Origin of the sequence: Billgrantia kenyensis, from assembly GCF_013697085.1 — a bacterium.
Lineage (GTDB): Bacteria > Pseudomonadota > Gammaproteobacteria > Pseudomonadales > Halomonadaceae > Halomonas > Halomonas kenyensis.
On sequence record NZ_JACEFT010000017.1, the window covers coordinates 1 to 13,388 of the forward strand.

At 63.5% G+C, this 13,388-nt stretch carries 11 protein-coding genes and 1 pseudogene; 2 read left to right on the plus strand and 10 right to left on the minus strand.

Features of this window, described 5'->3' with window-relative positions:
* A pseudogene (locus H1D44_RS13215) lies at positions 1–158 on the minus strand (S-(hydroxymethyl)glutathione dehydrogenase); the annotation flags it as partial.
* Between the two features lie 114 nt (positions 159–272).
* Here H1D44_RS13215 and H1D44_RS13220 point away from each other — a divergent pair.
* Positions 273–1,178, plus strand: coding sequence for a LysR family transcriptional regulator (locus tag H1D44_RS13220; RefSeq protein ID WP_181515333.1), 906 nt, complete (start codon positions 273–275; stop codon positions 1,176–1,178).
* 47 nt (positions 1,179–1,225) lie between these two features.
* Here H1D44_RS13220 and H1D44_RS13225 read toward each other — a convergent pair whose 3' ends face one another.
* From H1D44_RS13225 to H1D44_RS13250, 6 genes are all read right to left on the minus strand, one after another.
* Positions 1,226–2,215 carry a branched-chain amino acid ABC transporter permease gene (locus H1D44_RS13225; RefSeq protein WP_181515334.1) on the minus strand — a complete coding sequence of 330 codons (990 nt, stop codon included), beginning with the start codon at positions 2,213–2,215 and terminating at the stop codon, positions 1,226–1,228.
* 4 nt (positions 2,216–2,219) lie between these two features.
* The gene (locus H1D44_RS13230) at positions 2,220–3,107 is read right to left on the minus strand and encodes a branched-chain amino acid ABC transporter permease (RefSeq protein ID WP_181515335.1); all 888 of its coding nucleotides are present in this window, start codon (positions 3,105–3,107) and stop codon (positions 2,220–2,222) included.
* Positions 3,108–3,172: 65 nt separating this feature from the next.
* On the minus strand, positions 3,173–4,393 hold the full coding sequence (locus H1D44_RS13235) for an ABC transporter substrate-binding protein (RefSeq protein ID WP_181515336.1): 1,221 nt from the start codon (positions 4,391–4,393) through the stop codon (positions 3,173–3,175).
* Positions 4,394–4,588: 195 nt separating this feature from the next.
* Positions 4,589–5,341 carry an ABC transporter ATP-binding protein gene (locus H1D44_RS13240; protein ID WP_238984452.1) on the minus strand — a complete coding sequence of 251 codons (753 nt, stop codon included), beginning with the start codon at positions 5,339–5,341 and terminating at the stop codon, positions 4,589–4,591.
* On the minus strand, positions 5,338–6,111 hold the full coding sequence (locus tag H1D44_RS13245; protein WP_181515337.1) for an ABC transporter ATP-binding protein: 774 nt from the start codon (positions 6,109–6,111) through the stop codon (positions 5,338–5,340). The genes H1D44_RS13240 and H1D44_RS13245 overlap by 4 nt, the downstream gene beginning before the upstream one ends.
* A gap of 280 nt (positions 6,112–6,391) precedes the next feature.
* Positions 6,392–7,771, minus strand: a complete 1,380-nt coding sequence (locus tag H1D44_RS13250; protein WP_181515338.1) for an L-serine ammonia-lyase — start codon at positions 7,769–7,771, stop codon at positions 6,392–6,394.
* A gap of 162 nt (positions 7,772–7,933) precedes the next feature.
* On the opposite strand from H1D44_RS13250, the gene H1D44_RS13255 reads away from it, so the two are divergent.
* Complete coding sequence (locus tag H1D44_RS13255; RefSeq protein ID WP_181515339.1) at positions 7,934–8,893, plus strand: LysR substrate-binding domain-containing protein; 960 nt, start codon at positions 7,934–7,936, stop codon at positions 8,891–8,893.
* Between the two features lie 79 nt (positions 8,894–8,972).
* On the opposite strand, the gene rpoD is transcribed toward H1D44_RS13255, so the two are convergent.
* The 3 genes from rpoD to rpsU all read right to left on the minus strand — a co-directional run bounded on the left by rpoD (position 8,973) and on the right by rpsU (position 13,248).
* Entirely contained in the window at positions 8,973–10,832 is a 1,860-nt protein-coding gene (rpoD, locus tag H1D44_RS13260) for an RNA polymerase sigma factor RpoD (RefSeq protein WP_181515340.1), read from the minus strand.
* 239 nt (positions 10,833–11,071) lie between these two features.
* Positions 11,072–12,892: a DNA primase gene (gene dnaG / locus H1D44_RS13265; protein ID WP_181515341.1), complete on the minus strand. Its 1,821-nt coding sequence runs from the start codon at positions 12,890–12,892 to the stop codon at positions 11,072–11,074.
* A 140-nt stretch (positions 12,893–13,032) separates the two neighbouring features.
* Entirely contained in the window at positions 13,033–13,248 is a 216-nt protein-coding gene (rpsU, locus tag H1D44_RS13270; protein WP_010629611.1) for a 30S ribosomal protein S21, read from the minus strand.
* Positions 13,249–13,388: the final 140 nt, after the last annotated feature.

The following is a 13,388-nucleotide window of genomic DNA, read 5'->3' on the forward strand; positions in this document are numbered from 1 at the left end:
TCCGGATCGGCGCCGGAGAGGGTATAGGCATCGGTGTGGCAGACGCTGGTGGCCTTGATGTGGACCAGCACTTCACCTGCCCTGGGTCCTTCCACATCGATCTCGGTGAGCTCGAGAGGCTGGCCGGCGGCCATGGCGACAGCGGCGCGTGATTTCATTCACTTCTCCTGATATTGAGACATCCATCCCTATCAGTGTAGGAGCGAACGGCGTTATGATGACACCGAAATAGCGACACAACATTATTTCTGCACTGCAATAATGGAGTGATCATGGCGCATTGGGATGGCATCGAAGCTTTCGTGGAAGTGGTCAGGCTGGGCACCTTCGCCGCGGCGGCCCGCCGGCTCAATGTCTCCAATTCCCATGTCAGCCGCCAGGTTGCCCTGCTCGAGCAGGAGCTGGGCTTGCCTTTGCTCTATCGCACGACACGCCAAATTCACCTCACCGATGCCGGCGAACGTTACTATGCCCGCTGCCGAGAGCTGCTCGATGGCTTCCGAGAAGCCGAGTTCGACCTGCAGAGCCTACAGGAACGCCCCCATGGCGTGTTGAAGCTTGGATGCGCCACCACCTTCGGTGAGCGCTTTATCGCGCCGCTGGTCAATGACTTCCTGCGCCTGCACCCGCAGCTTGAAATGCGTCTTTACTTGACCAACCGCCAGGTGGATGTCATTGACGAGGGCTACGACGTGGTCGTTCGCATGGGCACCCTGCAGGACTCGTCGCTGGTGGCCCGTCGCCTGTGCGAGAGACGAGAGTTCGTTGTCGCTTCGCCCAGCTACTTTCAAGGCGTATCCCAGCCGCACTCCGTCGCAGAGCTCTCGCAGCACCGCTGTCTCATCGGCACCCGCGATCAGTGGCGCTTTGATATCGACGGGTTGCACCGCGAAGTTCGCGTGAGCGGACCCTGGCATGCCAACTCCGGCCTTGCCCTGCTGGATGCGGCACTGAAAGGGCTGGGGTTGGCGCAGCTGCCCGATTACTACGTCATGCCTTACCTTGCCCGGGGAGAACTGGTCGATGTGCTGACGGCGTTCCAATGTCGCGACGCGGGTGTATGGGCCGTCATGCCACATCATCGCCAGCATGCGGCAAAGGTTCGCCAGTTCGTCGACTATCTGGTCGACAACCTCCCCGGCCTGCTCGAGCAAGCCTGCGACGGCAATCCGGCATGAAAAAAGGCGCCCCTTGGGGCGCCAGGAAGAGGTCTTGCCGACTGCCTTCACTTGAAGTTCTTGCGATACATCTTCATCGCCTCACCGACGATACCGCTGCGGAAGCTGAGTACGCAGATCACGAAGATCACCCCGAGGATCGGACCTACCCAGGTGCCCAGCGGCGACTGCGCCAGCATGTGCTGCAGGCTGACTACCAGGCCGGCGCCGACTACCGGACCGAACAGGGTGCCCACCCCGCCCAGCAGGGTCATCAGGATTACCTCGCCTGACATGTGCCAGTGGGCGTCGGTCAGCGAGGCCAGCTGGAACACCACGGTCTTGGTGGAACCGGCAAGTCCGGCCAGTCCCGCAGAGAGCACGAACGCCAGCAGCTTGTAGGCATCGACGTTGTAGCCCAGCGACACCGCCCTCGGCTCGTTCTCGCGGATCGCCTTGAGCACCTGGCCGTAGGGCGAGTGCACGGCACGCTGCACGATGGCAAAGCCGATGAGGAAGATGACGAACACGAAGTAGTACATCGCCAGGTTGTTGCGCAGGCTGATGAAGCCGAACAGATGCCCCCGCGGCACGCCGTGCAGGCCATCCTCGCCGCCGGTAAAGGGTGCCTGGACGAAAAAGAAGAACACCATCTGCGCCAGGGCCAGGGTCACCATGGCGAAATAGATGCCCTGGCGGCGAATCGCCAGGGCGCCGAACGCCAAGCCCAGCAGCACGGCCGCCCCGGTGCCCACCAAGATGCCGAGTTCCGGGGTGATGGCGGGATAGCTCGACAGCAGGTAGCCGGTGACATATCCCCCAGTGGCCAGGAAGGCCGCGTGGCCGAAGGAGAGCAGCCCGGCATAGCCCAGCAACAGGTTGAAGGCGCAGGCGAACAGGGCAAAGCACAGCACCTTCATCAGGAACACCGGGTAGGCGAAGAAGGGCGCCACCAGGCCGATGACGATCAGCGCCAGGTAGAAGGCGTAGCGACGCTGGTTGGCGCGACGCTCACGCTTCATGGACGGGGTCAGGGTTTGGGTCTGAGTCGTGGCCATGTCGTCATGCCTCCTTGCCGAAGAGTCCGGCGGGCCTGAGCATCAGCACCAGGATCATCACCAGGAAGATCACGGTATTGGCCGCCTCGGGGTAATAGACCTTGGTCAGGCCCTCGATCAGGCCCATGCCCAGGCCGGTGAGCACGGCGCCGAGGATGGAACCCATGCCCCCGATCACCACCACGGCGAACACCACGATCAGCAGATTGGAGCCCATGGTAGGCGATACCGGATAGAGCGGTGCGGCCAGCACCCCGGCGAAGGCGGCCAGCGCCACGCCGAAACCGTAGGTCAGGGTGACCAGCAGCGGCACGTTGACGCCGAAGGCCTGCATCAGCGCCGGGTTCTCGGTGCCGGCGCGCAGGTAGGCGCCGAGACGCGTGCGCTCGATGATGTACCAGGTCACCAGGCACACTGCGATGGCCGCCACCAGCACGAAGGCGCGGTACTTGGGCAGGAACATGAAGCCGGTCTGGAAGCCGCCCTGCAGCGCTTCGGGGGTCGGGTAGCGAGCCCCTGACACACCGAAGAAGTTGACCAGTGTGCCTTCAAAGATCAGCGCCAGGCCGAAGGTGAGCAGCAGGCCGTAAAGATGGTCGAGATGACCGATGCGACGCAGCAGAAAGCGCTCGACCAGCATCCCCAGCAGGCCCACGAACAGCGGCGCCAGCACCAGCGCCGCCCAGAAATTGATGCCCAGGTAACGCATGCCCAGCAGCGTGGCGAAAGCCCCCAGCATGTACATGGCCCCGTGGGCGAAGTTGACGATCTTCAGCAGACCGAAGATCACCGCCAGCCCAAGGCTCAGCAGGGCATAGAAGGCACCGTTGATCAGGCCCAGCAGCAGCTGGCCCATGAACACCGCCAACGGCACTCCGAATATCATCGTCATGGCAGGTTCTCCTCGCCGTCAGAGGGGCGGCGGCCGGGGGCCGCCGCCGGTCTGTCTTGCTCGCTTCAGTTCTGCACCAGCTTGCACTGGCTTTCGGACAGCGGCCGGTAGGCCTCTGCGGCGGGAATGGTGGTCAGGATCTCGTAGAGATCCCACTCACCCTCGGACTCCTCGGGAGACTTCACGCGTGCCAGGTACATGTCGTGAACCATGCGGCCATCCTCGCGCAGCTGGCCGTTGCGAGCGAAGAAGTCATGGATCGGCTGGCTCATCATGTACTCGCGAACCGTCTGAGGATCGTCGCTGCCGGTAGCCTCCACGGCCTGGAGGTAGTGATAGGTGCTGGAGTAGATGCCAGCCTGCACCATGGTCGGCATGCGGCCCACGCGCTCGTAGTAGCGCTCGGACCATTCGCGCGCCTCGTCATCCATGTCCCAGTACCAGCCTGTGGTCAGCAACAGTCCCTGCGTGGCTTCGAGGCCCATGGCGTGGACGTCGTTGAGGAATACCAGCAGGCCGGCAAGCTGCTGGCCGGCTTCCACTACGCCGAACTGACTGGCGGTGTTGATGGCGTTGACGGTATCGGCACCGGCGTTGGCCAGGCCAATGATCTGCGCGCCGGAGCCCTGAGCCTGGAGAATGTAGGAGGAGAAGTCGTCGGTCGGGAACGGATGACGCACACGGCCGATGATCTCGCCACCGTTCTCTTCCACCACGCGGGTCACGTCACCTTCCAGGGCGTGGCCGAAGGCGTAGTCGGCGGTCAGCATGAACCAGGTCTCGCCGCCCTGCTGGACCACGGCCTGGGCGGTGCCGTTGGCCAGCGGATAGGTGTCGTAGACCCAGTGAATGTGATTGGGCGTGCAGTGTTCGTTGGTGATACTGGACGCGGCCGAGGCGGAAACGATGCCGAAGCTGTCATTCTCCTCCAGCACGCGGGTCACGGCGATGGTCACCGAGGAGGCCACCAGCCCGGCCACCATGTCGACATTACGCGTGTCGATCCACTCGCGTACGGTGTTGGCGCCCACGTCGGCGCTATTGCGATCGTCGGCGCTGAAAACCTGGATCGGCGCTCCGTTGACGCTGCCGCCGAAGTCCTCGACCGCCATGCGCAGCGCCTCGAGGCCGCCGGGTCCGGCGAGATCGCGGTAAACACCCGACATGTCTGCAAGATAGCCGATGCGGATTTCGCCATCGCTGATCTCGGCCTGGGCGGTGGTCGCCATGGCGGCGGTGGCGGCAATGGCAATGCTGCTGGCGAGGGTCTTCTTGATGAAGGTCATTTCCGTCTCCATAGCCCTGTCGGGCAGTTTGTTGTTGTCGCGAGTACTACAGATGAGTCGCGTGGTGGTTACGAAACAGTGGCGCAGTATTTGCTTTTATTCTTTCCTTAGACCGAAGTGCAATTAGGCTTTCGCCTGGGGACATCGCCGGCTCGCGGGCTGCGCGCACTTCCGCCGGCATCCTGACCTGCCCGGCTAGACGCCAAGCAAGGAGTTCAGGTGATCCCGCTTTGAGGGCAGCTCTGCCTTGCTGATCTCCTCGATGATTCGGCCGTGCTCCATCACGTAGTGGCGGTCGGCCAATGGGGCAGCGAAGCGGAAGTTCTGCTCCACCAGCACTACGGTCATGCCGCGATCACGCAGCTTGACCAAGACCTCACCAAGCTTCTGCACGATGACCGGAGCCAGCCCTTCGGTGATCTCGTCGAGCAGCAGCATGCGCGCGCCGGTGCGCAGGATGCGGGCCATGGCCAGCATCTGCTGCTCGCCCCCGGATAGCCGGGTGCCTTGGCTGCGGCGACGCTCGTAGAGGTTGGGGAACATCTCGTAGATTTCGTCGAGAGACATCCCGCCGGAGCGCACCGTGGGCGGCAGCAGCAGGTTCTCCTCGACGTCGAGGCTGGCAAAGATGCCGCGCTCCTCGGGGCAGTAACCGATGCCCAGGCGCGGTATCCGGTGCGCCTTCATGCCAATGGTCTCGGTGCCGTTGATCATGATCGAACCGGTACGCCGGCCGACCATGCTCATGATCGCCTTGAGGGTGGTGCTGCGTCCCGCGCCATTGCGGCCCAGCAGGGTCACCAGCTCGCCGCGCCGCACCTCCATGTCGACCCCGTGCAGAATGTGCGACTCGCCATAGAAGGCGTGCAGGTCACGAATGCGCAGCATCTCGGCGCCGTCATGATCGTTGTATTCGGTGCCTGTCGGCCGCTCCAACACCTGATTCATGCGCTGGTCTCCTCTGCCTCGGACTCGCTGCCCATGTAGGCCTCCCGGACCCTGGGGTCTGCCGAGACCGTCTGGTAGTCGCCCTCTGCCAGCACGGCGCCGCGTGCCAGCACGGTGATGCGGTCACACAGCCGGCTGACCACGCTGAGGTTGTGTTCCACCATCAGCACCGTACGCCCCTTGGCCACGCGCCGGATCAGCTCCACGATACGATTGACGTCCTCGGCACCCATGCCCTGGGTCGGCTCGTCGAGCAGCATCAGAGTCGGGTTCATGGCCAAGGTGGTGGCAACCTCGAGGGCACGCTTGCGCCCGTACGGCATTTCCACGGTCAAGACGTCGGCGTACTCGCGCAGGCCAACCTCATCGAGCAGCTCGATGGCACGCTCGTTGAGGTGGTCGAGGGTCCGCTCCGATTTCCAGAAATGGAACGAGGTGCCGATCGGCCGCTGCAGGGCAACGCGAACGTTCTCCAGCGCGGTCATGTGGGCGAAGACCGCCGAGATCTGGAAGGAGCGCACCATGCCCATGCGCGCAATCTCGTTGGCCTTCATGCCGGTGATCGACTTGCCGCGATAGAGAATTTCGCCTTGGGTCGGGGGAAGAAACTTGGTGAGGAGGTTGAAGACGGTCGTCTTGCCGGCGCCATTGGGCCCGATCAAGGCATGGATATGCCCCTCCTGAACCTGCAGGTTGACATCGTCCACGGCGGTGAAGCCGCGGAACTGCTTGGTCAACCCGCGAGTTTCCAGTATGAACTCCTGGGTCATGTGACGTCCTCTCTGGATCGCCTGGACGATCCATGCAGATTTGTTGTCGTTGTGGTGATAAAGGCTGCTGGTTGTGCTTGGCTCAGCCCCGGACTTTTAACCTTTACGTTAACGTAAGCTAGAGGACTCGAGACGAGGGAGCAACCATCCAAGGGTCGAACTCGACCAATGGCGTAGAAGCGCTGCTAATTCACTAGCTTGCAAACGAAAACGCGATGCCGCACAGGCATCGCGCTGAAATCGCGAAAGGGGTTTTCAAGCCGCTGTTTCCTGGCGGCTTTCAGCACTCGATGGCATTGACGGCAAGACCGCCGCGGGAGGTTTCCTTGTACTTGTCCTGCATGTCACGCCCGGTGTCACGCATGGTACGGATCGCCTTGTCGAGTGAAATGAAGTGCTCGCCATCGCCGCGCAGGGCCATCTGGGCCGCATTGATCGCCTTGACCGAAGCGATGGCGTTGCGCTCGATGCAGGGCACCTGAACCAGACCACCCACCGGGTCGCAGGTCAGCCCCAGGTTGTGCTCCAGGCCGATCTCGGCGGCATTCTCCACCTGCGCCACGCTGGCCCCCATCACCTCGGCCAGGCCCGCCGCCGCCATGGCACAGGCCGATCCCACTTCACCCTGGCAGCCGACTTCGGCCCCGGAGATAGAGGCGTTCTTCTTGCACAGGATGCCTACCGCCCCGGCCGCCAACAGGAAGTCCACCACGTCGCGCTCGCTGGCATCCGGCTGGAACTTCATGTAGTAGTGCAGCACGGCAGGGATGATGCCCGCCGCGCCGTTGGTCGGGGCCGTCACCATCCGCCCCCCGGCGGCATTCTCCTCATTCACCGCCAGGGCGAAGACGTTGACCCAGTCCATGGCACCGAAGGTCGTGGCGATCAGGCTCCGATCGTCGCTTGCCGCCAGCAGGCGGCGGTGCAACGCGGCCGCACGGCGCTTGACGTTGAGCCCTCCGGGAAGCACGCCCTCCTGCTGAAAGCCGCGGTCGACGCAGGCCCGCATGGCTTGCCAGATCTGCCACAGCCCGCGGCGTATCTCGTCTTCGCTGCGCCAGGCCTTCTCGTTCTCCAGCATCAGCTCACTGATCCGCATGTCATGCATGCGGCACAGCGCCATCAGTTCGGTGGCGGAGTTGAAGTCGTAGGGTAGCGTGGTGGTGTCCTGGTCGAGTTCGCCGCGCTCGGCCTGGGCCTCGTCGACGACAAAGCCGCCACCCACCGAATAGTAGGTGTTGCGCCACAGCTCGCCGCCATGGGCGTGCGCGACGAGGGTCATGGCATTGGGGTGATAGGGCAAGGACTCCTCGTGCCACTGCATGTCGCGGGCCCAGAGAAAGGGTATCGCCAGGCGGCCATCCAGCAGCAGCGTACTGGCCTCGAGCAGCTCCTCGATGCAGGGTCCGACCATGGCCGGGTCGATCCGGTCCGGGCGCTCCCCCATCAGCCCCATGACCACCGCCCGATCGGTGCCATGCCCCTTGCCGGTGGCGCACAGCGAGCCGTACAGCCTGACCTCGACGCGGGCCACGCGCTCGAGAAGATCTCGCTCCCGCAGCGCCTGCACGAAGTCGAATGCCGCCCGCATCGGCCCCACCGTGTGGGAACTGGACGGCCCGATGCCGATCTTGAACAGGTCGAAGACGCTGATGGCCATTGTCTACCTCCAAGCTGCAGGCTTATCCCAGCGATGCCGTCGCATATGAATAAGCCTGACTAAAACGTGGTTGCCTTCATGGCAGTAATGACCTTATGGTGAAGCCGATGTGCGCCGCCAGCAAACGAGAATATCTGCCCTTTCCTATAGAAATACTAAATCATGAGCCGACTGCTCCACGCCCAGACCCACGCCTGGCTGAAGGTTTTCGCCGTCAGCGCCCGACACCTCTCCTTCACCCGCGCCGCGGAGGAGCTGCATGTCACCACCGGGGCGGTCAGCCAGCAGATCAAGCAGCTCGAGGAGCGGCTGGGCTTCAAGCTGTTTCGCCGCCTGCCGCGGCGCCTGGAGCTCACCGAAGAGGGCAAGCGCCTGGCCGCCGTGGTCGACGAGGCCTACCAGTCGGTGGGCCTGGAAGTGAAACGGCTGCGCAGCGGGGTAATGAGCGGCGTGATTCGCCTGCGCAGCGTGCCGGCCTTCCTGAGCAAGTGGCTGATGCCACGCCTGCCGCGGCTGCAGGCTCGCTTTCCCGACATCGAGCTGCAGGTCATCGCCGAGGACAGCAGCCTGTCGCTGCGCGAGGGCGAGTTCGACCTGGCCATCGACCTCAACGATGGCCATTATCCGGGCCTGGTCATCACCCCCCTGATGGAGGAGGTCATCTTTCCGGTGTGCGCGCCGGCCCTGATGCGACGCCGGCCGCCGCTGCAAGCCCCGGCGGACCTCGCCTGGTACCCCCTGCTGCATGACGTCACCGCCTGGCGCGGCGGCCACGCCCATGCCGAGTGGGAGCACTACCTGCAGGCCATCGAGGCCCCGCCGCTCAACGTCCGTCGCGGCTACACCTTCAATCGCCATCGCCTGGCCCTGGAGGCGGCCGTGGCCGGCATGGGGGTGGCCATTGCCCGTCAGGCGCTGCTTGCCGACGAGCTGAAGACTGGCGCGCTGATCGCCCCCTTTCCCGCCCGCATTCACACCGGCAAGCGTTACGGCATCGTGCATACCAGCGGCGCGCTGGATGACCGCCGCGTGGCCGCCGTGCATGACTGGATCGTCGAGGAGACCCAGCGCCACACCCTCCATGCTGATACTGGGAGTCTGGATCGCCTGACCAGGCCCTGAGTGCAAGACGAAAAAAGCCCACAGCCTTGGCTGTGGGCTTCCTGAACCGGGAGGCTCCTGGACCCAGGAGCGCTCCAGATTACTCGTCGAGGAACGAGCGCAGCGGCTCGGAGCGGCTCGGGTGACGCAGCTTGCGCAGCGCCTTGGCCTCGATCTGACGAATACGCTCGCGGGTGACGTCGAACTGCTTGCCGACCTCCTCGAGGGTGTGGTCGGTGTTCATGTCGATACCGAAGCGCATGCGCAGCACCTTGGCCTCGCGAGCGGTAAGACCACCAAGCACGTTACGAGTGGCCTCGATCAAGCCCTCGCCAGTGGCCAGGTCGACCGGCAGCTGCATGGTGCCATCCTCGATGAAATCGCCCAGGTGCGAATCGTCGTCGTCACCGATGGGCGTCTCCATGGAGATCGGCTCCTTGGCAATCTTGAGCACCTTGCGCACCTTGTCCTCGGGCATCTCGAGACGCTCGCCAAGCTCTTCCGGCGTCGGCTCGCGCCCCATTTCCTGCAGCATCTGCCGGGAGACACGATTGAGCTTGTTGATGGTTTCGATCATGTGCACCGGGATACGAATGGTGCGCGCCTGGTCGGCGATCGAGCGGGTAATGGCCTGACGGATCCACCAGGTGGCATAGGTCGAGAACTTGTAGCCGCGACGATATTCGAACTTGTCCACTGCCTTCATCAGGCCGATGTTGCCTTCCTGAATCAGATCGAGGAACTGCAAGCCGCGGTTGGTGTACTTCTTGGCGATGGAGATCACCAGGCGCAGGTTGGCCTCGACCATCTCTTTCTTGGCTCGACGCGCCTTGGCCTCGCCGATGGAGAGCCGACGGTTGATCTCCTTCAGCTCAGACACCGGCAGTTGGACCATCTCTTCCTCGAAGGAAATCCGGCGCTGGGCTCGCTGGATGTCGGCCCGCAGCGGCTCGAGGCGATCGGCGAACTTGGCATTCGTCGACATGAAATCATCGACCCACGCCTGGCGTGACTCGTTACCCAGGAAGGACTTGATGAAATTCTTGCGCGGCACCTTGGCTTTCTTGACGCAGAGCTGCATCACCGCCTTTTCCTGGGTACGGACCTGCTCGACGCTGATACGCACCTGACCGACCAGGCGCTCGAAATGCTTGGGCACCAGCTTGATCGGCGAGAACAGTTCGGCCAGGCGCTCCATTTCGCTCCGCGCTTCCGCACTTCCACGACCATGCTTGGCCAGGGCCTCACGCACCAGTTCGTTCTGCTCACGAATCTGTTCGAAGCGCGCCCTTGCCTCTTCGGGGTCGGGGCCGCCGGTGCTCTCCTCCTCGGCCTCGGAGTCGTCATCGTCATCTTCGTCGCCATCGGAATCGGCGTCATCGCTGTCGCCGCTCAGCTCGGCTTCGGGAACCTCGGCCTCGGCCACACCGGGAATGCCTTCATCGGGATCGATGAATCCGGAGAAGAGATCGGACAAGCGCCCCGGCGCCTCTTCGTCCTGGGTGGCATCATACGCCTCGAGAATCGAGTCCACTGCGCCGGGCAGCCAGGCCAGGGCCGACATCACCTCGCGCGTACCCTCCTCGATGCGCTTGGCAATCTCGATCTCGCCTTCGCGAGTCAGCAGCTCCACGGTGCCCATCTCGCGCATGTACATGCGAACCGGATCGGTAGTGCGCCCCACGTCGCTCTCGACCGCGGCCAGGGCGGCCACGGCCTCTTCCGCAGCGGATTCGTCGGTGGAGTGATCGGACATCATCAGGGTATCTTCATCGGGAGCCTCCTCGACGACGCTGATACCCATGTCATTGATCATGCCGATGATGTCTTCCACCTGATCGGGATCGGCAATATCCTCGGGAAGGTGGTCGTTGACCTCGGCATAGGTCAGGTAGCCCTGTTCCTTGCCACGCGCGATCAACTCCTTCAGACGTGACTGCTGCTGCGCATTTCCAGCCATAGAAACCCTATCTCGACGAAGAAGAATGAAGCACCTGAAGCGCTGGGTGGAGAAATCTCATCAAGCCAGACAGTATAGCGTTTATCCACGCCTCCTCGCCAGCTCGACCCCATTTGCTCACAGACTCAGGTGTGTTAGTTTGTTCGGTTGTGCTGTCGCAGGGCCCGATCCATGCACCCTATGTGGTGATGGTGGAGAGGAATTCAACCCCACCCCTCGCCATCCGTGACGTCGACCAGTCAACTCCCCAGCCCAGCCAGCAGCGTCATGAGCTGCTTGCGCTCCTCGGGCGACAGTCGTTCGCCCGCCCCCTGCCTTGCCAGCAGGGCATCGATCTGCTCCTGGTGCGATGGCCGCATCTGGTGCCGACGAAAGTGCTCGACCAGTCCATCGAGCTCCTGAGCCCTGGCAGCGCGAGGAATCAACATCTCGCGGCGCGCCAGCGCCGCAAGGCGCTCCCCCTGAGCACTGCCCTGAAAATGGGCCAGTACCACCTGGGGGCTGCGGTAACGGCCGGCACGCAGCAGTCGCACCAGTTCGCGACAGAGCATGGCATCACCCTCTCCTTCGGGGCACCACTGCTCCTCCTCCGGCAAGCGCTCGACCAGCGCCGGCTCGTAAATCAGCAGCTGCAACACGCGTCCCACCAGCCCCAGCGCAGCCTCGCCGACCTGCGGCGTGGCACGCCCCGCCGCCTGGGCCTCGGGGGCAGGCGGCGAGCCGGGGGATGCAGCCGGGGAAGCGGTAGGCTCCTCGTGACCCGCCATGAGCGCTTCGAAGCGAGACTGATTGACACCGGTACGTCGCGAAAGCTCCCCTAACAGCAGCGTCTGCAGCATACCCTGCGGCAGGCGCCTCGCCGCCTTGAGCACCTCGCTGGCGAAGCGCTCGCGCTCTTCCACCTGCGCCAGGTCGCGACCCCGTGCCGCCTGGTCGAAGAGGAACTCCGACAGGGGGCTGGCGCAGGTAATACGATCCTCGAAGGCCTCGGCTCCCTCCCGGCGCACCAGAGTGTCGGGATCCTCTCCCTCGGGCAGGAACAAAAAGCGCGCCTGGCGCCCGTCGATCATCTGCGGCAGGACCGTTTCGAGCGCCCGACTGGCTGCCTGCCGCCCGGCCCGGTCGCCGTCGAAGCAGAACACCACTTCATCGACCATGCGGAACAGCCGCGACAGATGCTCCTCGCTGGTCGAAGTCCCAAGGGTCGCTACGGCGTTGCGTATGCCGAACTGCGCCAGCGCCACCACATCCATGTAGCCCTCGACGATCACCAGCCGCTCAAGCTTGGCATTGGCCTGCCGAGCCTCGAACAGGCCGTAGAGCTCGCGCCCCTTGTGGAAGACCGGCGTTTCGGGCGAATTGAGGTACTTGGGCTTGGCGTCGCCCAGCACCCTGCCGCCGAAGGCAATGGTGCGCCCTCTCACGTCGCGAATCGGAAACATCACCCGGTCGCGGAAGCGATCATAGGTGCGCCCGCTCTCCTCGCGCTGCACCAGCAAGCCATACTCGACCTGGACCGACTCGGGAATCCCCCTGGCGCCGAGATGGCGCTTGAGCCCCTCCCAGTCATTCGGGGCATAGCCGATGCCGAAATCCCTCAGCACCTCCTCCGAGAGGCCGCGCCCGGCCAGGTAATCGCGCGCCTGCTGCCCTTCCGGCATCTTCAATCGCTCGCGATAGAAGCCGGCGGAGACTTCGAGCAGGTTGACAGCCTCCTGGCGCTTGCGTTCGCGCGCCTGGGCACGGGGATCATCCGCCCCTTCGCGCGGCACCTCCAGTCCCAGCCGAGCTGCCAGTTGCTCCACGGCCTCAGGAAAGCGCAGCTTGTCGTACTCCATCAGGAAGCGTAGGGCATTGCCGTGAGCACCGCAGCCAAAGCAGTGGTAGAACTGCTTGTCGGCGCTGACAGTAAATGACGGCGTCTTTTCCTGATGAAACGGGCACAGACCGGAATGATTGCGTCCAGCTTTCTTCAGCTGCACCCGCTCGCCCACCACTTCGACCACGTCGACGCGTGCCAGCAGGTCATCGATGAAACGTTGAGGAATCTGGCCGACCATGTGCTAACAGCCACCTCCCGGCGGGGCAGCGATCTTGAGAGTGGAGCGGTCGTGAAAAACAAGCGGCCACCTGACGGCAGCCGCTTGGTCATCCTTCCGGCAGCGTCACTGCCCGAGGCAGGACGCAACCATAGCACGGATCAATAGAGCCGTTCGAAACGCTTGCGCTCACGCTGGAGCTTCTTGGCGTGACGCTTCACCGCGGCTGCCGCCTTGCGCTTGCGCTCTGCAGTCGGCTTCTCATAGTGCTCGCGACGACGCACTTCAGAGAGGATGCCGGCTTTTTCACAGGAACGCTTGAAACGGCGCAGCGCGACGTCAAACGGCTCGTTATCACGTACTTTGACAGAAGGCATTAAGCACTCACCTACCTTGAATTCTTGAGTTCGGTTTGAACGCACACCCAGGCTCACACAACCAATCGGCGGCTCGCCGGGCGCACGACCCAATTGTACAGCGCACGGTATTTTAGTCGCCGCCGGCAAGCATTGCAAAT

Coding starts and splice junctions, on each gene's coding strand:
- H1D44_RS13225 (WP_181515334.1), bottom strand. CDS start 2,215: ATGGCCACGACTCAGACCCAAACCCTGACCCCGTCCATGAAGCGTGAG.
- H1D44_RS13230 (WP_181515335.1), bottom strand. CDS start 3,107: ATGACGATGATATTCGGAGTGCCGTTGGCGGTGTTCATGGGCCAGCTG.
- H1D44_RS13255 (WP_181515339.1), top strand. CDS start 7,934: ATGAGCCGACTGCTCCACGCCCAGACCCACGCCTGGCTGAAGGTTTTC.
- H1D44_RS13250 (WP_181515338.1), bottom strand. CDS start 7,771: ATGGCCATCAGCGTCTTCGACCTGTTCAAGATCGGCATCGGGCCGTCC.
- dnaG (WP_181515341.1), bottom strand. CDS start 12,892: ATGGTCGGCCAGATTCCTCAACGTTTCATCGATGACCTGCTGGCACGC.
- H1D44_RS13220 (WP_181515333.1), top strand. CDS start 273: ATGGCGCATTGGGATGGCATCGAAGCTTTCGTGGAAGTGGTCAGGCTG.
- H1D44_RS13240 (WP_238984452.1), bottom strand. CDS start 5,341: ATGAATCAGGTGTTGGAGCGGCCGACAGGCACCGAATACAACGATCAT.
- H1D44_RS13235 (WP_181515336.1), bottom strand. CDS start 4,393: ATGACCTTCATCAAGAAGACCCTCGCCAGCAGCATTGCCATTGCCGCC.
- rpsU (WP_010629611.1), bottom strand. CDS start 13,248: ATGCCTTCTGTCAAAGTACGTGATAACGAGCCGTTTGACGTCGCGCTG.
- H1D44_RS13245 (WP_181515337.1), bottom strand. CDS start 6,111: ATGACCCAGGAGTTCATACTGGAAACTCGCGGGTTGACCAAGCAGTTC.
- rpoD (WP_181515340.1), bottom strand. CDS start 10,832: ATGGCTGGAAATGCGCAGCAGCAGTCACGTCTGAAGGAGTTGATCGCG.